The sequence below is a fragment of the Monashia sp. NPDC004114 genome (assembly GCF_053603855.1).
Genome location: NZ_JBSGGK010000008.1, coordinates 73,384 through 98,272, shown reverse-complemented (window position 1 = coordinate 98,272; position 24,889 = coordinate 73,384). Strand labels below are relative to the sequence as shown.

At 70.5% G+C, this 24,889-nt stretch carries 25 protein-coding genes and 1 tRNA gene; 11 read left to right on the top strand and 15 right to left on the bottom strand.

Annotation, left to right across the window (positions count from 1 at the left end; all coding sequences use genetic code 11):
• Positions 1-10: 10 nt before the first annotated feature.
• From cphA to glgC, 6 genes are all read right to left on the bottom strand, one after another.
• Positions 11-2,902: a cyanophycin synthetase gene (gene cphA, locus ACWEOW_RS12300; protein WP_452269487.1), complete on the bottom strand. Its 2,892-nt coding sequence runs from the start codon at positions 2,900-2,902 to the stop codon at positions 11-13.
• A gap of 19 nt (positions 2,903-2,921) precedes the next feature.
• Positions 2,922-3,851, bottom strand: coding sequence for a cyanophycinase (locus ACWEOW_RS12295; protein WP_452269486.1), 930 nt, complete (start codon positions 3,849-3,851; stop codon positions 2,922-2,924).
• A 9-nt stretch (positions 3,852-3,860) separates the two neighbouring features.
• The gene (gene serB / locus ACWEOW_RS12290; RefSeq protein ID WP_452269485.1) at positions 3,861-5,099 is read right to left on the bottom strand and encodes a phosphoserine phosphatase SerB; all 1,239 of its coding nucleotides are present in this window, start codon (positions 5,097-5,099) and stop codon (positions 3,861-3,863) included.
• A gap of 91 nt (positions 5,100-5,190) precedes the next feature.
• Complete coding sequence (locus ACWEOW_RS12285; protein WP_452269484.1) at positions 5,191-6,051, bottom strand: LLM class F420-dependent oxidoreductase; 861 nt, start codon at positions 6,049-6,051, stop codon at positions 5,191-5,193.
• Between the two features lie 83 nt (positions 6,052-6,134).
• The gene (locus ACWEOW_RS12280) at positions 6,135-6,767 is read right to left on the bottom strand and encodes a class I SAM-dependent methyltransferase (protein ID WP_452269483.1); all 633 of its coding nucleotides are present in this window, start codon (positions 6,765-6,767) and stop codon (positions 6,135-6,137) included.
• On the bottom strand, positions 6,764-8,023 hold the full coding sequence (gene glgC, locus ACWEOW_RS12275) for a glucose-1-phosphate adenylyltransferase (protein WP_452269482.1): 1,260 nt from the start codon (positions 8,021-8,023) through the stop codon (positions 6,764-6,766). Before glgC ends, ACWEOW_RS12280 begins: the two co-directional genes overlap by 4 nt.
• 110 nt (positions 8,024-8,133) lie before the next feature.
• Here glgC and glgA point away from each other — a divergent pair, with 110 nt between their 5' ends.
• Complete coding sequence (gene glgA / locus ACWEOW_RS12270) at positions 8,134-9,339, top strand: glycogen synthase (protein WP_452269481.1); 1,206 nt, start codon at positions 8,134-8,136, stop codon at positions 9,337-9,339.
• Complete coding sequence (locus tag ACWEOW_RS12265) at positions 9,336-10,262, top strand: hypothetical protein (protein WP_452269480.1); 927 nt, start codon at positions 9,336-9,338, stop codon at positions 10,260-10,262. Before glgA ends, ACWEOW_RS12265 begins: the two co-directional genes overlap by 4 nt.
• Here the strand turns inward: ACWEOW_RS12265 and ACWEOW_RS12260 are convergent, their stop codons facing one another.
• Positions 10,263-11,003, bottom strand: coding sequence for a PIG-L deacetylase family protein (locus ACWEOW_RS12260; RefSeq protein WP_452269479.1), 741 nt, complete (start codon positions 11,001-11,003; stop codon positions 10,263-10,265). It abuts the gene before it with no gap.
• Between the two features lie 53 nt (positions 11,004-11,056).
• On the opposite strand from ACWEOW_RS12260, the gene ACWEOW_RS12255 reads away from it, so the two are divergent.
• Positions 11,057-11,479: a pilus assembly protein CpaE gene (locus tag ACWEOW_RS12255; protein ID WP_452269478.1), complete on the top strand. Its 423-nt coding sequence runs from the start codon at positions 11,057-11,059 to the stop codon at positions 11,477-11,479.
• Positions 11,480-11,494: 15 nt separating this feature from the next.
• Here ACWEOW_RS12255 and ACWEOW_RS12250 read toward each other — a convergent pair whose 3' ends face one another.
• Positions 11,495-12,259, bottom strand: a complete 765-nt coding sequence (locus tag ACWEOW_RS12250) for a hypothetical protein (RefSeq protein WP_452269477.1) — start codon at positions 12,257-12,259, stop codon at positions 11,495-11,497.
• 481 nt (positions 12,260-12,740) lie between these two features.
• Here ACWEOW_RS12250 and ACWEOW_RS12245 point away from each other — a divergent pair, with 481 nt between their 5' ends.
• The 6 genes from ACWEOW_RS12245 (at position 12,741) to ACWEOW_RS12220 (ending at position 17,511) form a co-directional block, all read left to right on the top strand.
• Positions 12,741-13,526 carry an ABC transporter ATP-binding protein gene (locus ACWEOW_RS12245; RefSeq protein ID WP_452269476.1) on the top strand — a complete coding sequence of 262 codons (786 nt, stop codon included), beginning with the start codon at positions 12,741-12,743 and terminating at the stop codon, positions 13,524-13,526.
• Positions 13,527-13,655: 129 nt separating this feature from the next.
• On the top strand, positions 13,656-14,102 hold the full coding sequence (locus tag ACWEOW_RS12240) for an NfeD family protein (RefSeq protein ID WP_452269475.1): 447 nt from the start codon (positions 13,656-13,658) through the stop codon (positions 14,100-14,102).
• 103 nt (positions 14,103-14,205) lie between these two features.
• Complete coding sequence (locus tag ACWEOW_RS12235) at positions 14,206-15,405, top strand: SPFH domain-containing protein (protein WP_452269474.1); 1,200 nt, start codon at positions 14,206-14,208, stop codon at positions 15,403-15,405.
• Positions 15,406-15,482: 77 nt separating this feature from the next.
• Positions 15,483-16,250, top strand: coding sequence for a sulfite exporter TauE/SafE family protein (locus ACWEOW_RS12230; protein WP_452269473.1), 768 nt, complete (start codon positions 15,483-15,485; stop codon positions 16,248-16,250).
• 34 nt (positions 16,251-16,284) lie between these two features.
• Complete coding sequence (locus tag ACWEOW_RS12225; RefSeq protein ID WP_452269472.1) at positions 16,285-17,103, top strand: TrmH family RNA methyltransferase; 819 nt, start codon at positions 16,285-16,287, stop codon at positions 17,101-17,103.
• Between the two features lie 87 nt (positions 17,104-17,190).
• Positions 17,191-17,511 (top strand): hypothetical protein, encoded by a 321-nt coding sequence (locus ACWEOW_RS12220; protein ID WP_452269471.1) that lies wholly within the window; start codon positions 17,191-17,193, stop codon positions 17,509-17,511.
• Positions 17,512-17,517: 6 nt separating this feature from the next.
• On the opposite strand, the gene ACWEOW_RS12215 is transcribed toward ACWEOW_RS12220, so the two are convergent.
• The 6 genes from ACWEOW_RS12215 to ACWEOW_RS12190 all read right to left on the bottom strand — a co-directional run bounded on the left by ACWEOW_RS12215 (position 17,518) and on the right by ACWEOW_RS12190 (position 22,130).
• Positions 17,518-17,895: a DUF3037 domain-containing protein gene (locus ACWEOW_RS12215; RefSeq protein ID WP_452269470.1), complete on the bottom strand. Its 378-nt coding sequence runs from the start codon at positions 17,893-17,895 to the stop codon at positions 17,518-17,520.
• A complete protein-coding gene (locus tag ACWEOW_RS12210) occupies positions 17,892-18,662 on the bottom strand; it encodes a HipA family kinase (RefSeq protein WP_452269469.1) in 771 nt (256 codons plus the stop codon). The genes ACWEOW_RS12215 and ACWEOW_RS12210 overlap by 4 nt, the downstream gene beginning before the upstream one ends.
• Positions 18,663-18,667: 5 nt before the next feature.
• Entirely contained in the window at positions 18,668-19,936 is a 1,269-nt protein-coding gene (locus tag ACWEOW_RS12205) for an MFS transporter (RefSeq protein WP_452269468.1), read from the bottom strand.
• A 76-nt stretch (positions 19,937-20,012) separates the two neighbouring features.
• Entirely contained in the window at positions 20,013-20,834 is an 822-nt protein-coding gene (locus ACWEOW_RS12200) for an ABC transporter permease (protein WP_452269467.1), read from the bottom strand.
• A complete protein-coding gene (locus tag ACWEOW_RS12195; RefSeq protein WP_452269466.1) occupies positions 20,794-21,603 on the bottom strand; it encodes an ABC transporter ATP-binding protein in 810 nt (269 codons plus the stop codon). The genes ACWEOW_RS12200 and ACWEOW_RS12195 overlap by 41 nt, the downstream gene beginning before the upstream one ends.
• Positions 21,600-22,130 carry a MarR family transcriptional regulator gene (locus tag ACWEOW_RS12190; protein ID WP_452269465.1) on the bottom strand — a complete coding sequence of 177 codons (531 nt, stop codon included), beginning with the start codon at positions 22,128-22,130 and terminating at the stop codon, positions 21,600-21,602. The genes ACWEOW_RS12195 and ACWEOW_RS12190 overlap by 4 nt, the downstream gene beginning before the upstream one ends.
• A 566-nt stretch (positions 22,131-22,696) precedes the next feature.
• Here ACWEOW_RS12190 and ACWEOW_RS12185 point away from each other — a divergent pair.
• Positions 22,697-23,092 carry a hypothetical protein gene (locus ACWEOW_RS12185; protein WP_452269464.1) on the top strand — a complete coding sequence of 132 codons (396 nt, stop codon included), beginning with the start codon at positions 22,697-22,699 and terminating at the stop codon, positions 23,090-23,092.
• 230 nt (positions 23,093-23,322) lie between these two features.
• On the opposite strand, the gene ACWEOW_RS12180 is transcribed toward ACWEOW_RS12185, so the two are convergent.
• Positions 23,323-23,409 (bottom strand) — tRNA-Leu (locus tag ACWEOW_RS12180).
• Between the two features lie 123 nt (positions 23,410-23,532).
• Between ACWEOW_RS12180 and ACWEOW_RS12175 the strand changes: the two genes are divergently transcribed.
• Positions 23,533-24,888, top strand: coding sequence for a M20/M25/M40 family metallo-hydrolase (locus ACWEOW_RS12175; RefSeq protein ID WP_452269463.1), 1,356 nt, complete (start codon positions 23,533-23,535; stop codon positions 24,886-24,888).
• The last annotated feature ends 1 nt before the right edge of the window (position 24,889 follow it).

The window sequence follows — 24,889 nt, the reverse complement described above, 5'->3', positions numbered from 1 at the left end:
GCTGGTCCGCTCAGATCGCGGTGTCGTCGGCGCGCTCGGGCGCAGGCTCTGCCGGCACCGCTCCGAGGGCTTCGCCCTCGGCCTCCTCGCCCTCGGCCTCGGCGGTCTCGGTGAGGGTGCTGGGGTCGAGGTCGGGGTCGCTCGTGGCGGCGGCCGCCGCTCCGATCCGCGCGCCGGCCTGGGCGTGCTTGGTCCGCTCCTCGAGCTCCGCCACCACCATCGAGTGCTTGTCGACACACATCACCACGAGGTCGCCCGGGTTGGTGCGCGCCAGGACGTGCCGCGTGGCCTCGAGCTCGTCGAGCACGATCTCGACCTGGCGGCACCGGGCGCCTTGCTGCATCGCCGCCCGCGCGCCTTCGGCGACGAGTGCCGCGGTCTCACCGGGTCGGCGTCCCCGCAGCCGTGCGTCCTCTCGCACGACGAGCACGTCGAAGTGCTGCGCCGCGACGGCCCCGAGCTCGCGGATGTCGTCGTCGCGGCGGTCGCCCGCGGCGCCGATCATGCCGATGCGCGAAGACTTGGCCAGGTCGGACTGACCGCTCTTCTGAGCGGCATACCGGTCGACGAACGTGCCGAGCTCCTTCATGCCCGCCGCGTTGTGGCAGTAGTCGACGAACACCTCGGCGTTGTTGACGTGCACGAGGTTGAGCCGGCCAGGGGACAGGTAGTACGTCGTGGCGAAGGTGCGCAGGCCCTGCCTGATGTCGTGCAGCGGCGCCCCGGCCGCGAACGCGGCACCGGCGGCCGCGAGCGCGTTGGCGACGTTGAAGCGGGCCGCCCCGCCGAAGGTCGACGGGAGCAGGTGCGTCCATGCGAGCTGCATCGAGCGGCGTCCGTGCTTGATGACCATCATCTCGCCGCGGTCGCTGGGCTCCAGCACGACCGCGCGTCCGCCACGGCGGCAGTAGTCGTCGACGAACTCACGGACCTCGGTCCCCGGCTCGGACATCGTGAACCACACGATGCCGCCGGAGCATCGGCGCCGCATGTTCCGGACATGGGGGTCGTCCGCGTTGAGCACGGCGAAGCCGTCACGCGGGACCGCCTCCACGATGACCGCCTTGACGTCGGCGAGCTGCCTGAGAGTGTCGATTCCCTTGAGCCCCAGGTGGTCCGGGGCGATGTTGGTGACCACGGCGATGTCGTTGCGGTCGTAGCCGAGGCCTTCACGCAGGATTCCGCCGCGCGCGACCTCCATGACCGCGAAGTCGACCCGGGGGTTCTGCAGGACCATCCTCGCGGAGCGAGGTCCGGACGCGTCGGCCTTGATGACGAGCCGCTCGTCGATGACGACACCGTCGGTGGAGGTCATGCCGACCTTGCGCCCGATGCCCTTGAAGATGTGCGCGATCATCCGCGCCGTCGTCGTCTTGCCGTTGGTGCCTGTCACGGCCACGATCGGCACCCGGGACGTGGACCCGGGTGGGAAGAGCAGGTCGACGACCGGCTTGGCGATGAACTGCGGCTCGCCGACGGTCGGGTGGGTGTGCATGCGGAAGCCGGGCGCTGCGTTGACCTCGCAGATCGCGCCTCCGGTCTCGCGCACCGGGTAGGTGATGTCGGGGCAGATGAAGTCGATGCCCGCCACGTCGAGCCCGACGATGCGGGCGGCCTCCTCGGCGATCTCGACGTTGTCCGGGTGGGCGTCGAAGGTCCGGTCGATGGAGATGCCACCGGTGGACATGTTGCCGGTCAGCGCCAGCTTGACCATGTCGCCCTCGCCCGGCACCGACTCCAGGGTCAGGCCCTGGCCGGAAAGGATCTCCTTGGCGTTGGCGTCGACCTTGATCTTCGTGAGCACCTTCTCGTGCCCGACGCCCCGTCGGGGGTCCGCGTTGGTGATCTCGACGAGTTCGGCGACCGTGTGAGTGCCGTCTCCGATGACATGGGCCGGCACGCGCTCGGCGATGGCCTGCATGCGGCCACCGACGATGAGGCACCGGTAGTCGCGGCCGGTGACGAAGGACTCGACGATGATGGTGCCCCGGCGCGACTCGGCCTTGGCGATGTCGTAGGCCTTCTCGACCTCGTCGTCGCTCTGGAGGTTGAGGCAGACGCCTCGGCCGTGGTTGCCGTCGAGCGGCTTGACGACAACGGGGAAGCCGATCCGGCGCGCTGCGTCGAGGGTGCCCCGCAGGGTGCGCGCGGCCTCCTGCTTGGGCACGGGCAGGCCCGCAGAGCCGAGCAGCTTGGTCGTGAGGTCCTTGTCGCTGGCGATGTCGACGGCCAGCGCACCCGTCCTCGACGTCATCGTCGCTCGGATCCGCTGGGCGTGCACGCCCTGACCGAGCTGGACGAGGGAGGCCGCGTTGAGCCGGATGAACGGGATGTCGCGGGATGCGGCCTCCTCGAGGATGGCCGCGGTCGACGGGCCGAACGCGACGCGGTCGGCCTGGCGCAGGAACGCGTTGAACTCCGTCTCGAAGTCGAACCCGTCAGACGGGTCGACGAGGTGGTTCATGAGGCGCACGGACAGGTTGCCGGCGGCGACGCCGACGGTCTCGTCGGTGTACCCGTAGATGATGTTGTACTGGCCCGGCTTGCCCTTGACCCCGCGGGTCTTCCCGCGCCGCTGGTCGTGACCGGCGAGGGTCTGCAGCTGCAGGGCGACGTGCTCGGCGACGTGTCCGAGCCAGGTGCCCTCGCGCAGGCGCTCGACGAAGCCGCCACGGCGACCCAGCGAGCAGGTATGCCGCTCGAGCCCGGGGACGAGCTCCAGCAGCCGGTCCGTGAAGCCGGGCAGCGACACCGTGGGGTACTCCTCGAGGCTGCCCAGGTCGACCACGAGGTGGATCGCCTGCTGGTACGACCACACGTTCGGCCCGCGGTAGATGCGGGTCTCGATGATCTTGAGGTCCGGGCGAGCCGGTCCGGTCGGGGTCGGTACCTCGACGGGCATGCATTTCCTCCTGCGGGGCTCAGTGGGCGGCGCTGCTGGACGAGCGCGCCGCGCGGACCTTGGCCGGGACGACCGCGCCCTCGATGTCCGGGTGACGCTCGACGAAAGCGGTCAGCTCGACGTGCTCCAGGTCGAACGTACTGCCCGTGGGCAGCGAGTGCACGACTGCTCCCGAAACGAGCAGCGGGGCTCCTCGGCGAGCGTCGGGGGCGTCGGTGATGGCGTTGCGGGCGTTGACGAGGAAGATCGACCCAGCGCCGATGACGGACATCACCCGTCCGTTGCGGATCTCGGCGGCGGTGTTCTCGTCGATCCCCATCCCGAGCAGGTTCGGTGACGCCGCGACCATGGACATGAGGCGGCCGTACCGCCCGCGCTGCTCGAAGTGCTGGTCGATGATGACGTCCTCGACGAGCCCGAGGCCCGCCGAGATCTGGCTCGCGCGCTGGCGGGGCGTGAGGCCCTCCTCGCCGAGCGAGATCATGAACCGGCTCATGATCGATGCGCCGGCCGATGTCCCCGCCACGACCGCGCCGCGGTCGTAGGCACGGATGATGGCGTCGCCGACCGGCGTGCCGACGACGTTCTGGGCCAGCTTCACCTGGCTCCCGCCGGTGATGAAGATGCCAGTGGCCGCGTCGAGGGAGGCGACCATCGACGGGTCGTTCGCGTCCCGACGGGTGACGGGGTGCACTACGGAGACGTCCCCGCCGCGCAGCCGGGTGAACACGTCGCGGTAGGACTCGGACACCTCGTCGGCGAACGCCGAAGCGGTCGGGACGACGACGATGTGGGACCTGCGTCCTCCAGCGAGCTTGACGAAGCGCTTGAGCACGACCGACCGGCCGATGCGGTCCTCGGCCCCACCGATGACCAGCAGCGTGCGCCGGACATCGGACGTCGACGCCGACGGGGACGCCGGCGGCCCCGGGGGTGGGTCGCTTCGCATCGCGCCAGCCTAGTGACCGGCGTGCGGCACGGGCGGAGCCTGCGTCGGCGTGCCGTCGTCGAGATCGGCCTCCTCGATCTCCTCGCGGGAGATCCCCAGCAGGTAGAGCACCGAGTCGAGGTAAGGCACGTTCACCGACGTCTGGGCCCGCTCGCGCACGAGGGGCTTGGCGTTGAAGGCCACTCCGAGCCCGGCGATGTCGAGCATGTCGAGGTCGTTGGCGCCGTCGCCGATCGCGACCGTGCGGCTCAGGGGCAGCCCTTCCTGCGTCGCGAACTCGCGCAGCGCGGCGGCCTTGCCGGCTCGGTCGACGACGTCACCGACCACACGCCCGGTCAGGGTGTCGTCCACGATCTCGAGCTGGTTCGCGCGCACGTGGTCGATGCCGAGGTCGGCGGCAAGAGTGCCGACGACCTCGATGAACCCGCCGCTGACGAGTCCCAACGTGAAGCCGAGCCTTCTCAGGGTGCGGACCAGGGTCCGCGCCCCCGGAGTCAGCTCGACCGTCGCCCGAACGTCCTCGAGCACCGACGCGGGCAGACCGGCGAGCGTCGCGACTCGGGCCCGCAGTGACTCCTCGAAGTCGAGCTCGCCGGCCATCGCGCGCGCCGTCACCTCGGCCACCTCCGCCTCGCGGCCGGAATGCGCCGCGAGCAGCTCGATCACCTCTTGCTGGATCAGGGTCGAGTCGACATCGAGGACGACGAGCCGCCGCCCTCGGCGCGCGAGCCCACCTGGGGCGACGGCGACGTCGATGCCTGCCGACGTGGCGGCGAGGGCGAGCTCGCTGCGCAGCGACCCGACGTCCGCTCCGGAGATGTCGAACTCGACGGTCGTGACTGGGTAGCGCGACAGCCGCCGGATCCGGTCGATGTTGGCTCCGTGGTCGGCGATCCGGCTCGTGACGAGCGAGACGGCGTCGGCCTTCAGTGGCGCCCCGAGGACGACGACGGCGGCGCGTCCCTGGCGCGGGCGCGCACCGTCGCCGGTGCCCTCGACGACGGTGAGGGTCAGACCGAGCCGGTGTGCCGCCACGGCGGCTGCGTCCCGGAGCTCGTCGACGTGCTCGCCGGTGCGCAGCAGGAGCGCCAGTGTGAGGTGCCCGTGGACGACGACCTGCTGGATGTCGAGGACCTCGGCACCCACTCCCGACAGGGCTCCGAGCAGGGTTCCCGTGACTCCCGGCCGGTCGGCGCCGGTCACGGTGATGCTGAGGGTCTTGCTCTCGACAGGGTTCGGTGCGGTCACTTGCGTCAGGCTAACCACCGCGTATGCCGCACGGCCGCGCCTTCCGGCATACGGCCGTTGGCAGCCCCGCGGGGTCCCGACCCGGTCCGGCTCAGGCGCCGGCGTTGACCTCGTCGCGCCACGCGACGAGGTCACGCACGCGACCGAGGTCGGGGTGTGCGGCCGAGAGGCTGGCGGTGAACAGGCGGGTGCCGACGTCGTAGAGCTGCTGGGCGTTGCTCGCGTAGTCGCCGGACTGGTCGGGGTTACGCCCGGGGACGAAGGCCACACCGGCGGAGCGCTCGATCTCGAGGGGGTCGCGTCCACGGCGGGCGCACCAGCTGTCGAGGACGCGGTGCTTGTGCGCGATCTCTTCGGGCCCGCCGAAGCCATGCCAGATCGTCGCGTGCTCGGCGACGATGCGCAGCGTCTTCTTCTCGCCACCGCCGCCGATGAGGATCGGGATGTCCCGAGTCGGCGCAGGGTTGAGCCGGGTCCAGCGGTCCCTGATGACCGGGAGGTCACGGGCGAGGTTGTCGAGCCGGCTGCCGGGCGTGCCGAAGGCGTAGCCGTACTCGTCGTAGTCGAGCTGCTTCCAGCCGGCTCCGATGCCGAGGATGAGCCGGCCATCGCTCATGTGGTCGACGGTGCGGGCCATGTCCGCGAGCAGGTTCGGGTTGCGGTACGAGTTGCACGTCACCAGCGCGCCGATCTCGACCCTCTCGGTGGCCTCCGCCCAGGCACCGAGCATCGTCCAGCACTCGAAGTGGAGGCCGCCCGCGTCCCCGCTCAGCGGGAAGAAGTGGTCCCAGTTGAGGAGGATGTCGATCCCCAGCTCCTCGAGCGTCGAGACGAGCCGGCGGATCTCGGCCCACGTGGCGTGCTGCGGCGGGATCTGGATCCCGACACGCGCCGGACGTGGGTCGGCGGCACTGGTGGGAGGGGTCAGGTCCGGGGTCAGGTCCGGGGTCACTCGCGCTCCTAGGGAGATCCAATGGCGGTGAATGCCTCACCGGCCTCGACGACCGTATACGACACGGGCCGGCCGCCGGCTGGCTAGCGCAGGCGGGGCGTCGCCAGGACGACCAGCCAGTCCCAGGTCGCCCCGGTGCGAGCCGAGAGGTCGACGACGGCCAGGTCGGCCCCTTCCACGGCATCCCGGAGCGGGTCCGCCCGCCAGTACTGGAACCAGCGCGGAACGCCGAGCTTGTGGTCGCTCCACTCGGCCCCGTCACCGACCTTCACGGTGAACCCGAGCAGACCGCCGGGGACAAGCGCCCCGCGCACCTTGGTGAGCACGTCGTGCAGCTGCTCGGGCGTGAAGTGCAGGAAGACGGCGTTGGCGAGCACAGCGGCATACGGGCCGTGGCGGTCGTCGACCAAGGGGTCAACCAGGACGTCCAGGACCTCGGCATCGTGTCCCGCCGCGCGTTGCATGTCGACGAACGCCCTGGTGGCATCGGTGCGCCGGACCGGCCGGCCCAGCCGCTCCAGAGTGTCCGAGTCGCGGCCGTAGGCGCTCCCGATCTCGAGCACCTCACCCGGCGGCGCCAGCGCCGCAAGCCGCTCGACGAACGGGTCCGGAGTCTGCGTTCCCTGCCCGGTCTGCGACCGGTACACCTCCGCGCGCGCCTCGTATGCCGCGAGCGTCGTGGCGTTGTCGGACTGCCCGGACGCGGGTGCGGTCACCGTGTGACGACCTGGTCCTTGCCGACGACGACGATCCCCGTGTCAGTGACGTGCAGTCCTCGGGCACGGTCGTGCTCGTGGTCGATCCCGATCTGGCAGCCCTCGGGGATGACGGCGTTCTTGTCGATGATCGCTCGCCGGATCTGGGCGTGCCGGTTCACGGTGACGTTGTCGAGGATGACCGAGCCCTGGATGCTCGCGTACGAGTGCACGTGCACCAGGGGCGACAGGACCGACGCGTAGATGTGCGCGCCCGAGACGACGACGCCGGGGGAGACAGCAGAGTTGAGTGCCTCGCCGATCCGGTCGCCGCTGCCGTGGACGAACTTCGCCGGGGGATAGGGGCTGTGCTGGGTGTAGATCGGCCACTCGTAGTTGTAGAGGTTGAAGACCGGGTGGATCGAGATGAGGTCCATGTGGGCGTCGTAGTACGACTCGATCGTGCCGACGTCGCGCCAGTAGCCGCGGTCGCGGTCGGTCGAGCCGGGGACGACGTTGTCCTTGAAGTCGTAGACGCCCGCCTCACCGCGCTTCACGAAGTCGGGCACGAGGTCGCCGCCCATGTCGTGGCTGCTCGACTCGCGGTCGTGGTCTCGGGTGACGGCCTCCTCGAGCGCGTCGGCGGTGAAGACGTAGTTGCCCATCGACGCGAGGACCTCGTCCGGGTTGTCAGGCAGCCCTTGCGGGTCGCTGGGCTTTTCCCGGAACGCGGCGATCTTGGACGGGTCGCTCGGGTCGACCTCGATGACACCGAACTGGTTCGCCAGCGAGATCGGCTGGCGGATCGCGGCGACCGTGCAGGCCGCGCCCGTCTCGATGTGCTGGTCGACCATGGCGCTGAAGTCCATGCGGTAGACGTGGTCGGCCCCGACGACGACGACGATCTCGGGCCGCTCGTCGTGCATGAGGTTGAGGCTCTGGTAGATCGCGTCGGCGCTACCGAGATACCAGTTCTTGTCGACGCGCTGCTGGGCGGGCACGGTCGTGACGTAGTTGCCCAGGAGCGTCGACATCCGCCAGGTCTTGGTGACATGGGCGTCGAGGCTGTGGGACTTGTACTGCGTGAGGACGACGACCTTGAGGTAGCCCGAGTTGACGACATTGGACAGGGCGAGGTCGATCAGCCGGTAGATGCCGGCGAACGGCACCGCGGGTTTGGCCCGGTCCGCCGTGAGCGGCATCAACCGCTTCCCCTCACCCCCGGCGAGCACGATGGCAAGGACTTTCGGACCAGCGGATGGGCTTCGTCGGGCCATGACGTCACCCTAGGGCCATCGTCGGCAACCCGGCAGGTTTGTCCGCACTGGTGTCCGCTTTCTCCGCCGCGTCGCCGCGTCTCGAGACCCTGCGGGGCTAGGGTCAGATCGTGCGCGTCGACATCCTCAGCAAGGAGTACCCGCCCGCCATCTACGGGGGCGCCGGCGTCCATGTGGCCGAGCTCGTCCGGGCGCTGCGCGCGCGGGGTGACCTCGACGTCCAGGTGCGCTGCTTCGGGGCGCCGCGTGACGAACCCGGCACGACGGCATACCCCGACCTTCCCCAGCTCGCACAGAGCAACCCGGCGCTGCAGACCCTCGGTGTCGATGTTGCGCTCGCTGGTGACTGTGTCGGAGCGGACATCGTCCACTCCCACACGTGGTACGCCAACCTCGGTGGCCACCTCGCCTCGCTCCTCGGCGGTATGCCGCACGTCGTCACGGCACACTCGCTGGAGCCGATGCGCCCGTGGAAGGCCGAACAGCTGGGCGGCGGCTACCGCGTGTCGTCCTGGGCCGAGCGCACGGCCTACGAGGCCGCCGCAGCAGTCGTCGCGGTGAGCGCGGGCATGCGCGAGGACATCCTCAAGAGCTACCCGACCCTCGATCCCGACCGGGTTCACGTGGTGCACAACGGGATCGACTCCCAGCTATGGGCGGCAGACCGGTCCGACGCCGCGCGGGAGACCGTCCGCAGGCACGGCGTCGACCCCGACCGGCGGTCCGTCGTGTTCGTCGGCCGGATCACGCGCCAGAAGGGACTGCCGTATCTCCTGCGGGCCTGCGCCTCGCTCCCCGCAGACGTGCAGCTCGTCCTCTGTGCCGGCGCTCCGGACACGCCTGAGATCAAGGCCGAGGTCGAGGGCCTGATGAACGACCTCCGCGGCCAGCGCGAGGGGGTCGTGTGGATCCCGGACATGCTGCCGCGCAACGAGGTCGTCGCACTGCTCAGCCACGGGACGGTGTTCGCGTGCCCCTCGGTCTACGAGCCGCTGGGCATCGTCAACCTCGAGGCGATGGCCTGCGAGCTCGCCGTGGTCGCGACGGCGACCGGGGGCATCCCCGAGGTGGTGGTCGACGGCGAGACCGGCTGGCTCGTGCCGATCGAGCAGGTGCAGGACGGCACCGGCACCCCGGTCGACCCCGAGCAGTTCGTGGCCGACCTGGCCGCCGCACTGAACGACGGCGTGGCCGACGTCGACCGCGCGCGCCGGTTCGGACAGGCGGGGCGGCAGCGAGCCGTCGAGTCGTTCTCGTGGGCCTCGATCGGGGACCGGACGCTCGAGGTCTACCGGGCGGTCCTCGGCGGCGCATGACAGGCGCCTTCACACCCCGGCTGCCGTTCGACCAGGTTCCACCGGATCTGCGCGCCGCACTCGAGGCGGCGGTCGGCGCGCGCGTGGTCGGCATCGAGTCGGTGCACGGTGGCATGTCGCCCGGACCTGCCGCTCTGCTGACGCTCAGCGACGGCCGACAGGTGTTTGCGAAATCCGTTGCGGCGTCGATGAGCCCGAGCGCACACGAGCTCCATCGCCGCGAGCTGGAGGTGCTCCGTATGCTGCCCGGCTCGGTGCCGCACGCACCTCTGGTCGCGGGTTTCGAGCACGACGGGTGGCTCACCATCGTCACCGAGGCAGCGGACGGCACTGCCGTCGGGCCACCGTGGCGCTCCCAACACCTCGCGTCCGTTGCGGACGCCGTCGCCACGTGCGCCGGTCACGTAGGTATCGAGGGGCTGGCGCCGGCCGTCCAGCGGCTGCCGCCGCTGGACGGGTGGCGTGACCTGGCGCACGACCGTCCAGAGGAGCTCGACGGTTGGGAGCGCGCGCACATCGAGAGCCTGGTCGCCATGTCGGACGGGTGGTCCATCTGGACGACCGGCCCGCATCTGGTCCATCTGGACGTCCGCTGCGACAACGCGGTTCCGCACGGCGAGGACGTGTGGCTCGTGGACTGGGCGTTGGCGTGCCATGGCGCAGCATGGGTCGACGCCGCGTCGCTGGCGCTCGACGTCGTAGCGTCCGGTCATGTCGGTGGACCGCAGGTGGCGCTCAGCACGGCGCGAGGGATGCTGGCCCGGCTGCCTTACGAGGCAACGCGATTCGTCGTGGCGGTCACTGGCATGTTCCGCTTCTACTCGCTCAAGCCGGAGCGGCCCGGACAGCCCACCTTCCGCGACTGGCAGCGCCGCCGGTCGGCGGCGCTGCGACCCCTGGTCGAGCGCCTTGTCAGCCGATGATCAGGTGATGAGGTGGCCGGTGAGGGCGTACTTCACGCCGAGCGCCCCGGCCGCACCGCCGAGGATCATCTCGAGGAGCTCGGTCGGCTTGGGGTAGTCCGGACCGAGCGCCGTCAGGTAGTCGTCGTGCGACGAGAGAGAAGCGACGGCGGCGTCGAAGTGGTCGGAGACGTCGACCCAGTGCGTCGGATGGGGATCGCCGCAGACCAGCAGGCTCTTGGGCTTCCAGGGCTCGTGGCCCTCGTCGACGAGGCCCGGAAAGATCCATCGGTTGCCCGCGTCCGCTTTGGCATCGACGACGGCGAGGCCGACGGCCCGGTGGTCGGCCTGGTTGACGAAGCCGTTGGGGAAACGCTCGGCGTGAGTGAGGCTGACGAGCAGGTCGGGCCGGCGGATCCGGATCTCGCGAGCGATCGCGCGGCGAAGCGGCAGACCGTACTCGACGACGCCGTCCTTGAACCCGTCGAGGAACTCCACGACCTCGACGCCGACCTCTGCTGCACCGTCGCGCTCCTCCTGCTCGCGCAGTGGACCGGCCTCGTCCGGGTGGATCGTGTCGATCCCGGCCTCGCCCCGAGTGACCAGCAGGTAGGTCACCGTCTTGCCGGCCTTGACCCACCGGTCTACTGCGGCCGCGGTGCCGTACTCGAGGTCGTCCGGGTGCGCCGCGATGCACAGCACGGTGTCGAAGGTGGACTCGTCGAGCGGAGTGAGCTGCGGGAGCTGCGGGCTGTCAGTCATCCGGCCAATCTAGGTGACCTTGGCCCACGCGCGGCGGAATGTGAGGATGGGGCATGCTGACGATCGAGCTCGCCAGGCGCCTGAACGCGGCCGGTCTCGAGTGGAAGCCCGCGCGGGGCGACCGTTTCGTCGTGCCGGTGGACGGGATGGAGGAGGACGTCTTCGTCATCAGCGACCTCACCATCGACGTCCACCCCTTCCGCACGGGCGACGTCATCGGGTTCAACGGGACGACTGAGTGGGCGCTCGACAGCGTCGAGCGCAGCAAGGTCGTCTGGCTGCCGCGCGAGGACCAGCTCAGGGAGATGCTTGGTGACGCGTTCGTTGCGCTGGAGCAGCTCGATGGTGGGTATGCCGTCGTGATGCGTTCCAGCGACGGCGACCTGGATCGCCACGCCGACATCGACGCCGAGCGAGCTTACGCCAGAGCGGTGCTGGCGCACCTTGAGGCCGTCGAGCCCGGCCGCGATGGCTAGGGGCTAGGCGCTGGGTCAGGCGGGCCGCCAGCCGGCGATCGACATCACCGCAATGTTGGTCGCGTCCGTCAGGGCCGCGTCGGCGTCAGCACCGAGGTCGCGAAGCAGAAGGTTCCGTGCCTGGGCCGTGCCGGCGTCGAGCCCGCCCGACCCGAGCGCGGTGAGGCTGGACGCGCGGTGTGCCATCCGCGAGACGTTGCCGGCGAGTGCCATGATCCGCAGCGCCCGCCCGGACGTGCGTGGCGGGATCCCCCACAGGGCGGTGTCGAGGTCGGACTCGGCCTCCGCGCGCGCCTGCGCATCCCACGGGTGGCCGCCGACCGACACGAAACCGCTCGCGTGCTCGTGCAGCCGCGCAACGAGCTGCCGCTCGACGTCGCGCAGGTCGAGCATCTCCAGGCGATGACGCGGCACCGGGTCGGCGTCGTATGCCGTCCAGTCCACCCGGAGCCCGACGTCGCCGGCGGGACCGAACTCGGACAGGGTCGGGACGAGCACTCCACCGAGGCCCGCGACGAAGACGCACTCGCCGGCCGAGACTGCGTGGGCTGACGCCGCGACCGAGCCGGGCGGCATACGGCTCGTGTCACCAGGGCGGGGGAGCGCGACGAACAGCGCCCGCTCGCCGAGGTCGCGCCACACGTCCAGTCGGGCGAGGTCTCCGGCGACATGGTCGACGTCCGGGAAGGCGCGCGAAAGGGCCTCCGGGGTCGTGACGTCGCCCCGCCAGGCCGCGGTCACCCAGAGGGCGAGGCGCACTGAGGCGGGCAGCTCGGACACCCCGCCATCGTAGGGTGCGTCCCCGGAGCCGCGGCCGGGCCGTGTCATAGGGTCGAGCCATGAGCAGTCTTGGATGGCGCCTCCGCTTCGCTCCGGCGCGTGCCGCGGCGCCTGGTGGGCGTTGCCTTCCTCCGCTTCGCTCGCTCGTTCCTCCCACGCAGAGCGTGGGACCCAGCTCGCTGCGCTGCGTCCAGGCATCGCCGGCGCCGCAGTGCTTGTTGGCGCCTCGCTTCGCTGCGGCGCGTGCCGCGGCGCCTGGTGGGCGTTGCCTTCCTCCGCTGCGCTCGCTCGTTCCTCGCTCGCTGCGCTGCGTCCAGGCATCGCCGGCACCGCGGTGCTTGTTGGCGCCTCGCTTCGCTGCGGCGCGTGCCGCGGCGCCTGATGGGCGTTGCCTTCCTCCGCTGCGCTCGCTCGTTCCTCGCTCGCTGCGCTGCGTCCAGGCATCGCCGGCGCCGCGGTGCTTGTTGGAAGGTGATCTCGCATGAGCGATGTCCTCGCCTTCGCCGGAGTGACCGTTCGACGCGGCGCGACGACGCTCGTCGACGACGTGACGTGGGAGGTCGAGGAGGGGGAGCGCTGGGTCGTGCTCGGGCCGAACGGCGCGGGAAAGACGACGCTGCTGCAGATAGCCGCAGCGCGGATGCACCCCACGACGGGGGTCGCCGGAGTTCTCGGCGAGGTGCTGGGCGCGGTCGACGTCTTCGAGCTGCGGCCGCGGATCGGCCTTGCCAGCTCCTCGATGGCCGAGCGAATCCCCGGCGACGAGATCGTCGGGAACGTCGTCGTCACGGCGTCCTACGGCATCATCGGCCGGTGGCGAGAGACCTACGACGAGGTCGACTATGCCCGTGCCATGGAGCTGCTCAAGGCGCTCGGGGCCGACCACCTCGCCGACCGCACCTACGGCACGCTCAGCGAGGGTGAGCGCAAGCGTGTCCAGATCGCCCGTGCCCTGATGACCGACCCCGAGCTGATGCTGCTCGACGAGCCGGCCGCGGGGCTCGACCTCGGCGGACGCGAGGACCTCGTGCGGCGGCTCGGCGACCTCGCGGCCGACACCGAGGCCCCGGCCCTGGTCCTCGTGACCCACCACGTCGAGGAGATCCCACCGTCGTTCACCGACGTGCTCATGCTCCGCAACGGACGCGTCGTCGCGGCCGGTCCGCTCACGCTGACGCTCACCGCCGAGAACCTGACCGCCACCTTCGGGATGCCCCTGGTGCTCGAGCGCCACGGCGAGCGGTGGTCCGCCCGAGCCGCCACCTGATCGTGACCTCATCGGGCGCCTCCGGCCGTAGGTGCCGACAGGGAACTGAGGCAGACTTGGAGACGTCACAGGAGTGACGCACGGGACGTCGGCGTCCTGGCGCCGACCCGATGAAAGCAGGGTGGGAACGTGTTCGAGGGGCAGGCATGGCTGGTCTGGCTCGGGTCGGCCCTGGTGTTCGTGGCGATCGAGGCGGTCACCGCCGACTTCACCTTCCTGATGGTCGCCGGCGGCGCTCTCGGAGGCAGTGCGGCGGCTGCGCTCGGCGCTCCCGTCCTGATCCAGTCCGTCGTCGCGGCGGGCGTGACCATCGCTCTGCTCCTGACGGTGCGTCCCTGGCTCAAGAAGCGGTTCACCGTGCACGAGCAGCACCTCATGGGAGCGGCCGCGCAGATCGGCCGGTCGGCCGTGGCCCTCGACCGCGTGACCCCCGCAGGGGGCCGGGTCAAGCTGTCCGGCGAGACCTGGTCGGCCCGCACGCTCAACGGGAGCATCGAGCCCGGTGAGGAGGTCATCGTCGACTCCATCGACGGGGCCACCGCGGTCGTGAGCCGCGCCCGCGTCGTGGGCAGCTGACAGCTGCATCGAACGGGCTGGTCGTCCGACCAGCCCGCACCCGCCGCGCACCGATCGGGCCACCTCAAGCGCCCGAGCAACGCGGCTGATCAGGGAGAAGGTCGTGGACCCGGTACTCATCATCCCGCTGCTGATCCTCGTAGTGGTCATCATCGTCGTGCTGCGCACGGTGCGCATCGTGCCGCAGCAGACCGCGCAGATCGTCGAGCGCCTCGGCAGCTACAACAAGACGCTCACGGCCGGGATCCACTTCCTCGTGCCGTTCGTCGACAAGGTGCGGGCGAACATCGACCTGCGCGAGCAGGTCGTGTCGTTCCCGCCGCAGCCGGTGATCACCTCTGACAACCTCGTTGTCAGCATCGACACCGTCATCTACTACTCGGTCATCGAAGCCAAGTCGGCCGTCTACGAGATCGCCAACTTCATCCAAGGCATCGAGCAGCTCACCGTCACCACCTTGCGTAACGTCATCGGCTCCCTCGACCTCGAGCAGACCCTGACCAGCCGCGACCAGATCAACGGCCAGCTCCGTGGTGTCCTCGACGAGGCCACCGGCAAGTGGGGGATCCGCGTCAACCGGGTCGAGCTCAAGGCGATCGACCCGCCCGCCTCGGTGCAGGACTCGATGGAGAAGCAGATGCGCGCCGAGCGTGACCGTCGTGCCGCCATCCTCACGGCCGAAGGTGTCAAGCAGTCGGCCATCCTCACTGCCGAAGGTGAGAAGCAGAGCCAGATCCTGCGAGCCGAGGGCTCCGCGCAGGCCCGCATCCTCGAGGCCCAGGGGCAGGCCCGCGCGATCCAGCAGGTCTTCTCGGCGATCCACCGTGGCAAGCCGACCCAGCGGCTCCTGGCGTACCAGTACCTCCAGGTGCTCCCGCAGATCGCTCGAGGCGACGCCAACAAGATGTGGATCGTCCCGTCCGAGCTGACCGACGCCCTCAAGGGGATCGGCAACGCGCTCGGTGGCAACGAGGCGCCCCGTTCCGATATGGACGACGAGCCCTGGGTCGAGCCCGAGCTCGACGATGCCTTCTCCGAGACGATCCTCGAGGACCCGGCCAAGGCCCTCGCGGAGGCGCGCGGCCAGGCCGCCCAGGCCAGCGCCGAGTCCACCGAGCATGCCGCGCCGGTCGGGCGCCAGCAGCCCCCGATCCGGCACGGCGGCACCGAGGTTCCGCCGCCGCCGATGGCCGCACCGCCCGTCCAGGCCAGTGGCGCCGGGGCAGCACCCTCGGCGGCCGACCCCGACCCCGGCGACCTGCCGGAGCCGCCGGACCTGCCGGAGTCGCCGACCCAGCGCTGATCTGAGACCGGTCGGGCGCGATCCGGGCGGTGTGGACAGCCCCGTCGACACCCGGTCACCCCTTGTAGGGTGACCGGGTGTCGTTCTGGTCCGGGCTCGCCATCGCGCTCGCCGGCACCGGCGCAGGGATCATCAACACCATCGTCGGGTCGGGGACGCTGCTGACGTTCCCGACGCTGCTGTTCTTCGGGTACCCGCCGCTGGTCGCGAACGTGTCCAACAACATCGGCCTCGTCGCCGGGGGAGCCAGCGGCTCCTGGGGCTACCGGCACGAGCTCGTCGGCGCGAGCGGCACCCTGCGGCGGCTCATGCCGCTGTCCTTCGTGGGTGCCGTGGTCGGCGCGGGCCTGTTGCTCGTGCTGCCGGCATCGGCCTTCCGCGCGATCGTGCCCGTCCTCATCGGCATCGCCGTCGTCCTCGTGCTCATCGGGCCGAAGCTGCAGTCGCTCGCACGACCTCACGACGCTGCCCGCGAGCCGCGCTGGCACGCGCCGGCCATGGCCATCGGGGTCTTCCTGGCCGGTGTCTACGGCGGCTACTTCGGCGCCGCCCAGGGCGTGCTGCTCATGGGAATCTTCAGCGCGCTGTCCGCCGAGCCCATCCAGCGACTCAACGGCTACAAGAACGTCCTCGCCCTCGTCGTCAACTTCGTGGCTGCCGTCGTCTTCATCCTCTTCGCACGCGAGTACATCGACTGGCTCGTGGTTCTGCTGATCGCGACGGGGGCGTTCCTCGGGGGCATCATCGGCGCCCACGTCGGGCGCCGGATCCCGCCCGTCGCGCTGCGCTGCATCATCGTCGTGATCGGGGCCGTTGCCGCGGTCAAGCTCATCTGGTTCCCGTGACGGGCCGCAGACCCTCGAGCACTAGCCTGTCGGCGTGCCGATCGAGATCACTGACGCCGCCGACCCGCGGCTCGAGGACTACGTCGGGCTGACCGACGTCGCCCTCCGCCGCCGCACGGAGCCCGAGCGAGGTCTCTACATCGCCGAGAGCGAGAAAGTGATCCGGCGTGCACTGCGGGCCGGGCACGCCCCCAGGTCGTACCTCATGGCGAGGAGATGGCTCGACGACCTGTCGGACGTCGTCGCCGATGCTGAAGCCGCCGGTGTGCCCGTCTTCGTCGGCGAGCACGACGTCATCGAGCAGCTCACCGGCTTCCATCTCCATCGCGGCGCCCTTGCGGCGATGCAACGTCCCGTCCTGCCAGAGGTCGCGGACCTCGTCGCCGGTGCCCGACGCGTGATCGTCCTCGAGGACATCGTCGACCACACCAATGTCGGCGCCATCTTCCGCAGCGCTGCAGCGCTCGGCGTCGACGCCGTGCTCGTGACGCCCCGATGCGCCGACCCGCTGTACCGGCGGTCCATCAGGGTCTCCATGGGCACGGTCTTTCAGGTGCCCTGGACTCGAATCAGCCCGTGGCCCAGCGGAATTGATGCTCTTCGCGAGGCAGGTTTCACGGTCGCAGCCATGGCTCTGTCCGACGACTCGGTGTCCCTCGACGAGCTCGAGTCGAACCCTCCGGACCGCATCGCAGTCGTCGTCGGCACCGAGGGCGACGGCCTGTCCCGTCGCACCGTCGCGGCCGCGGACCTCACCGTGCGCATCCCGATGGCCGGAGGCGTCGACTCTCTCAACGTCGCCGCCGCATCGGCGGTGGCGATGTGGGCGCTGCGCGTCCGCGGGCCGCGGTAAGCCGGATCGGCCACGGAGGCCAGCGGATCCGTGAGACAACGCGGTTTCAGCGCGCCAATCCCCTTGGGGTTCTGGCAGACTCACCGCGTGGCTCGAACCGAGAGACAAGAGTCGGAGCGCGTCCGCCGTGCGCGGCGGAACCGGCGTGCACTGCTGATCTGGACGGCCGCCGTCTGCAGCGGCATCCCGATGATCTTCTGGTACGTCCAGACCCGGGCCATGGCCGCGTCGTCCCACGACGGTCCGGTGGACGCATCGCAGTGGTGGAAGCCAGCGCTCGCGTGCTGGGTGACGACGGCCGTCGCCTGGTTCGTCGGGCGCCACCTGCTCCTGCAGTACCTCGACAGTCGCGATCGGACTCGCGCGCTGATGGCAGACCTGCGAGGCGTCGAGCGTCGCGACGCCTGAGCCGGCCTAGGTGCGGACGAGACGGTCGAGCAGCCGCTCGAGCTCGACGGCCGGGTCGTCGCAGAGCCCGCCGTGCACAGGTCCCGGCTGGACGACGGTCGAGCGCGGCGCGATGATCCAGCCGAACCGCTGGCCGGGCTTCTCGAGGGTCGGCAGACCCTTTCCGGTCGCCCCACGGCATACGGCCCGGATCTGCTCGAGCATCGAGCGGACGCCGTCGAGGTCGCACGTCGAAGCGAGGGCCGACACCCGCCGCTCGTCCAGGTCCCAGGCGGCGTCGAGGAAGCCCGCGTCCTGGGAGTAGAGCACCACGCCGACGTTGATGAACTCTTCCCGGTCGACGCGCGGGACGAGCCTCAGCAGGACGTACTGGTAGGCGTTCACGCGGCGACCCCCTTCGGGAGCCACGCTGCCGCACCGTCCAGTCGAGCCAGGAGCATCTGCAGGTATGCCGCCCGCACCGCGGCAACGTCGGCGAGGTATGGGGTGGGCTCGATCCAGCCATCGGGCACCTGCGCGATCACAGCCTCGACCCCGTCCTCCGTGAGGAGTGCGGCGAGCTCGTCATGACGTGCGGAGACGTCGCCGGCGACGTCGCGCAGGACATGGCGGGTCGCATCGAACGGCTGGGTCGCAAAGCGCTCGGGCGACGGCGCCTTGGACGGCCAGGAGTGGTGGAAGTAGAGCGCTGCGCCGTGGTCGATGGCCCAGGTCCGCCCGTGCCACACCAGCAGGTTGGGGTTGGACCACGTGCGGTCCACGTTGGCGGTCAGGGCGTCGAGCCAGATGATCCGCTCGGCGAGGTCGGCAGCAGGGGGTCGAGAGCCGTCGTAGCCGAGCGACCCGGGCAGGAAGTCGACCCCGAGGTTGGTGCCCACCGACGCCGTCAGCAGGTCCTGCACCTCTTCGTCGGCCTCGTACTTGGCGATGCGCGGATCGAGGGTGATGACGGCGAGGTCGGGCACCGGCACGTCGACCAGCCGGGCCAGGCCCGCCACGATGACCTCCGCGACGAGGACCTTGAGGCCCTGTCCGGCGCCTCGGAACTTCATGACGTACGTGCCGTCGTCGTCGGCCTCGACGAGGCCGGGCAGCGAGCCGCCCTCCTTGAGCGGGGTCACGTAGCGGGTCGCGGTCAGCTCGGGCAGCACGGGGGTCACACTAGTGGCCGCTCGATGTCGAGCCGGGTGGCCCGGGCCCAGGTGCGGCCCAGCAGGGTGGCCACAGCGGCATACAAGCAGGCGAAGGCCATGAGCGGCCACCAGGCCAGCCCCGTCTCCGGCAGCAGCAGCGCCCCGAGCGCGGCGGCGAGCACCATGCCCGCGTTGTAGACCACGTCGTATGCCGAGAACGCCCGGCCCAGCAGATGGTCGTCGACGTGCGCCTGCATGAGCGAGTCGACCGAGATCTTGACGCACTGCGAGGTGAAGGACACCACGAAGCCGATGACGACGATGCTCCACGGCTGCATGAACGGGCCGAACACCGCACACGTGAGAGCGCCGAGGGCGAGCATGCGCGCCGCGAACGGGACTGCGCTCAGGCGCGGTGCCAGCCACGGCGTCACGAACGCGGCCAGGGCGAACCCGACCGCAGAGGCACCTGCGGCGATGCCGAAACCGAGCGCGCCGTTGCTGCCCTTGAAGGGGCCCCGGAAGAGCAGCAGCGACTGGAGCAGGAGGAACCCGAACGGGAGCCGGGTGAGGAAGACGAGAAGGAGCAGGACGCGGGCCCGCCGAGGCAGGGTCCGGACCGCCTCCACGAGACCGGTGATGACCGACCGCGTGATGTGACCTATCGACGGTGCGTCCCGCGTGTCGTCGGGACCGATGAAGGGCAGCCTGGCGGCCGCCCACGCCGCGACGAGAACACCGGCAGCAGCCGCGATGACGACGACGGCGTCGGTCGCGCCGAGCGCGCGCAGCCCGGTGCCGACCCCGCCGCCGATGAGGTAGGCGATCGATCCGCAGGTCGGGGCAACGGAGTTCGCGCTGACCAGGCGGTCGCGGGTCACGACGTGCGGCATCGCGGCCGCGATGCCGGCGAGGATGAACCGGTTCACCGAGAAGACCAGCAGGACGAGGGCGAAGAACGCGGGACCGGTGTCCGGCCCCGTCACCAGCCCGGTGACCGCCAGCATCGCGGCAGCGCGGATGAGCTGGCTGACGATGATCACCCGGCGTCGCGGCCACCGGTCGAGCAGCACACCGACGAACGGCCCCAGCAGGCTGTAGGGGAGCAGCACGACGGCGAACGCCAGCGCGATGCTGCGCGCGTCAGCGGCCTGCTCCGGGTTGAACAGGACATGGCTCGCCAGCGCCACCTGGAACAGGCCGTCGCTGAAGGACGAGGTGACCCGGCTGACGAAGAGCCGACGGAAGCCCTGCAGATGCAGGAGGGTCCAGAGGGCACGCAGGAAGGTCACGCGGCACAGCGTACGGTGGCGGGCCGAACGCGCGGTTACGTGTCGCTGCCTACGCGCGTCGCGCGCATGGCGAGTCTCATCGCGCGAGCCTGCCGATGAGCGCCGCCGCGCACGCGATGCCCGCGACGGCACTGCCGAGCAGCACGCCGAAGTCGAGCCAGTAGTTCGTCGGGGTGCCGATGAGCAGGCCACGCAGCGCCGAGACCTCGTAGGTCAGCGGGTTGACATGGCTGACCACCTGGAGCCAGCCGGGCATCAGCTCGATCGGGTAGAGCGCGTTCGAGGCGAAGAACAGGGGCATCGTGATGGCCTGGCCGATCCCCATCAGGCGGTCGCGCCTCAGCGCGACGCCGGCGATGCTCAGGGACAGGCACGAGAAGAACGCCGCGCCGAGCATGACCACGGCCACGACACCGACGAGGTGGATCGGGTTCCACGACATCGCCACGCCCATGAGCGCGGCCACCACCACGACGATCGCTGCCTGAGCGACCGACCGGACGCCCGCCGCGAACGCCTTGCCGGCTACGAGCGCCGAGCGCGGGCTGGGCGTGACCAGGAGCTTGGTGAGCACGCCCGAGTCGCGCTCCCAGATGATCTGGATGCCGTAGAAGATCGCGATGAACAGGGCCGACTGGGCGATGACCCCTGGAGCCAGGAAGTCGAGATAGTCGAGGCCGCCCGTCGGGATGGCGCGGATGCGACTGAACGTCGTGCCGAAGATGACCAGCCAGAGGACGGGCTGGATGGCCCGGGTGAGCAGCTCGCTGCGGTCATGCCGCAGCTTCTGCAGCTCGACGAGGCAGAACGTCCCGATCCGGGACACCAGCAGGAGGACGCCGGTGCGTGCCTGCGAGTCAGCCGAGGCGACGCGCGGTTCGACGAGTTGCCCGGACACTGCGCAGCCCTCCCTTCTCTGGGGCCGCACCGTCGAGGTTCTCGCCGGTGTGGTGGCGGAAGACGTCCTCGAGCGACGCATCGTCGCCCACATCGGACTTGAGATCGTCGGGGGAGCCCAAGGCGCGGAGCCGACCGTGGTGCATCAGGGCGATGCGGTCGCAGAGCGCGTCTGCCTCCTCCATGTAGTGAGTCGTGAGCAGCACGGTCATCCCATGGTCGTTCTGCATCTGCGCCACTCGGTGCCACACGCTGTCGCGGGCGACGGGGTCGAGGCCCACCGTCGGCTCGTCGAGCACGAGCAGAGCGGGGCGGTTGACGAGTGCCTGTGCCAGCTCGAGGCGCCGCACCATGCCTCCGGAGTAGGTCGAGGCGAGGCGGTTCTCGTCGGGGCGCAGATCCACCATGTCGAGCACCTCGTCGACGCGCGCCCGTCGCTCGCGGCGTGGCACGTCGAAGAGGCGTGCGAACCACTCGACGTTATCCCGCCCCGTCAGGTCGCCCTCGATGGACAGCGACTGCGGCACGTACCCGATCAGCCGCCGCACGCCCATCGCGTCCTCGCGCACAGACCGGCCGAAGACCCTCACATTGCCCTCCTGCAGCGGCAACAAGGTGTTGAGCAGACGGATCGTCGTCGTCTTGCCGGCGCCGTTGGGCCCGAGCAGGCCGAAGCACTCGCCCGGCTCGACCGCGAACGTCAGGTCATCCACGGCCCGGAACTTGCCGAAGCTGTACGACAGACCCCGGAGGTCGAGCGCTGCGGTCATGCCCCGGCCTGGTCGAGGGCCGGGCGGGGGCGCTCGGACCGCTTGTCGTTCGGGTCGGCGCTCGGGTCGGCCGCCTCCTCGTGCGGCAGGGCGGCAGCGACCCGTGCGAGCAGGGGGAGCGCCTCGGCCAGGCGCGCGCGGTCGCCCGCGCCGAGCTCGGCCAGCGCGGCGGCGGTTGCCTGAGCGCGGCGGTCGCGCCACTGCTCGAGGGTCTCGCGTGCGGCCGACGTCAGGTGCAGCCGGGCGAGTCGGCGGTCGCGCTCGTCGCGATCACGGACCACGACCTCGAGGGCGACCAGCTGCCCCACGAGCGTCGAGACGGTGTTCGGGGCGAGTCCCAGCAGGGTCGCCGCGTGCGCGACCGCCACTCCCGGGTTGCGGCGGATCACGCGGACCAGCTCGAGCTGTGCGCCGGAGAGGGCCAGATCGGGGAAGGGCGCACCGACCAGACGCCTGGACCGACGTCGCAGCAGTCCGAGCACGTCGTAGAGGTCGTCGGCCAGCCGGGTCACCTGTGTGTCACTCACACCACGAGATTACGTCTGTTGCAGAGGTGTGGCCAACGAATCGCCCACTGCCGGTCCGATCGTCCCCGATCGCCGCCAGGGAACGGCAGAGGGCCCAGGTCAGCGACCTGAGCCCTCCGGCCGGTGGTTGGCCAGGCTCTGACCGGGTGCACCGGGGCAATCGGGTGCCCGTTGGTACGAGTGTCGACATCGTGCGCCGGGTGGCGCGTCACGGTAGGCGAGGGCTGCTCGCGCCCAATGGCGTTCACGTCCTCGGCCTGGGCCGGTCGGCGGTACCGGTCACGGGTCAGACATCGATGGGAGTTCATGTGAGCGCGTCAAATCTGTCATCACTGCCTCTGCCGAGCCGTGGCCGAGCCGCGCTCGTGGCAGCCATCGCCTCGACGATGCTTGGGGCGCTATGGGGGCCCGCGTCGGCTGTGCCGACCATGTCCGGAGGGCGCCACCAAACGGGTGGCGCCCTGGCATCGGCACGAGTCCTGGATGCGCAGGGCCGGCCAGACCCGGATGCGCGGCAATAGCACGCTCGGCCCGGCGCAATCCGCGATAGTCGAGGCGGACATCTATTGACCAGGCGCCGGCTGGCCTCCCTGCTCGCGGCGATGGCAGCGCTGGCCGGCGCTGCCATCGCCGTTGCCTGGGCCGTCAACGCCGTCTCAGGTCCAGTGATCCAGCTGCCCCCCGGCGCGCCGCTCAACCACATCGTCGAGGGCTTCGGCTATGTCGGTCCCCGTACGCACGTCCACGACAGTGAGGTGATGCTCTGTCTGTCCGAGCCGGGGTCGGTCAAGGTCATTAGCGTGGAACCGATCAACCCGATCGGGCAGATCAAGGTCGAGGACTTCGGGTTCCGGCCCAACCCCTTCCTGACCTCTCCCCCGGGGAAGATGCTCGGGTCTGGACCGGGCACTCTCGCCCAGTCTGGCGCGACCTGGCTGGTGGCGTTTCCTGCCGCCGTATAGCCGACGCCGGCAGCGACTCCGGCAGCGACGCCGGCAGCGACGCCGTGTAGGTGCACGTCCGCACGCGCGACGGTGCCGTGCCCACGTCGAAGCCGGGCAACGGTCCGCGCGCACGGCCCCGTCGCTGGTTCGGAACGCAGCCGGTCCTGTGCGGCTCCGACCGTGTCCGGCCCCGCGCTTGCCGGAATAGAGGAAAGGCGCCCGGTTGGGCGCCTGACCTGCTGTTTCTCTGGTGTCGAGGGGGGGACTTGAACCCCCACGCCCGTTAAGGGCACTAGCACCTCAAGCTAGCGCGTCTGCCATTCCGCCACCCCGACAAGGTGATGTGCAAGGGGCCCTGGGAGTCCCTTGCGGCGAGGGGAAACGTTAGCACGGGGCCTGTCCAAAAGACCAAACGGGGCGGGACCGCGCGAGGGACCCTCCGGCATACCCTGATCGGCATGACCGACGACCGACCCGCCGCCGACCACACGCTCAGCCCGGAGGACGAGGTGGCGCGCATCTGCGCGGACCTGATCCGGATCGACACGTCCAACTTCGGCGACGGCAGCGGCCCCGGCGAGCGCAAGGCCGCCGAGTACGTCATGGGCGAGCTGGCCGAGGTCGGCCTCGAGGCCGAGCTGCTCGAGAGCGAGACCGGGCGGGCCAACGTCGTGCTGCGCCTGGAGGGAGCGGACCCCACACGTCCGAGGCTCGCCGTCCATGGCCACCTCGACGTCGTCCCGGCCAACGCCGCCGACTGGCAGGTCGACCCGTTCGCCGCAGAGGAGCGCGACGGCTGCATCTGGGGACGCGGCGCGGTCGACATGAAGGACATGGACGCGATGATCCTCGCGAACCTGCGTCACTTCGCGCGGACCGGCACCAGGCCGGCCCGCACGACCACGTTCGTCCTGTTCGCCGACGAGGAGGCGGGCGGCGTCTTCGGCAGCCACTGGCTCGTCGACAACCACCCGGAGTGGTTCGAAGGCGTGACCGAGGCGATCAGCGAGGTCGGTGGCTACAGCGTCACGGTGCCGACGCCGCAAGGGGAACGGCGGGCCTACCTGCTCCAGACGGCCGAGAAGGGCATCGCGTGGCTGCGCCTTCGGGCGCACGGGCGGGCCGGGCACGGGTCGGTCCCGAACGACGAGAACGCCATCGTCCGGCTCGCAGCCGCGATCGGCCGGATCGCGGCGTACGAGTGGCCACATGAGTACATCGCCTCGGTCCGCGCGCTGCTCGACGGGTTGAGCCAGCTCACCGGTGTGCCGCGCGGCGGCGACGGTGCGTATGCCGCCGACCTCGAGCCGCTGCTCAGCGCGCTCGGTGGGGCGCAGGGATTCGTGCGGGGCACGCTTCGCGACACGGCCAACGTGACCATGCTCGACTCCGGGTACAAGCACAACGTCATCCCGCAGACCGCGAGCGCGGCGGTCGACTGCCGCTTCCTGCCCGGCCACGAGCAGCAGCTCATGGAGACGATCCGGCAGCTCGCCGGCGAGCACGTCGAGGTCGAGGTCGTCCACACCGATGTCGCGCTCGAGGCGCCGTTCGAGGGCGATCTCGTCGAGGCGATGAAGCAGTCGCTGCTCCGCGAGGACCCGTCGGCCGCGATCCTGCCGTACTGCCTGTCGGGAGGCACCGACAACAAGGCGCTCGGCCGGCTCGGGATCCAGGGTTACGGCTTCGCCCCGCTGCGTCTGCCCGCCGACCTCGACTTCGCGCCGATGTTCCACGGCATCGACGAGCGTGTCCCGGTCGACTCGCTGCGGTTCGGCGCGCGGGTGCTCGGCGACTTCCTGCGGACCTGCTGAC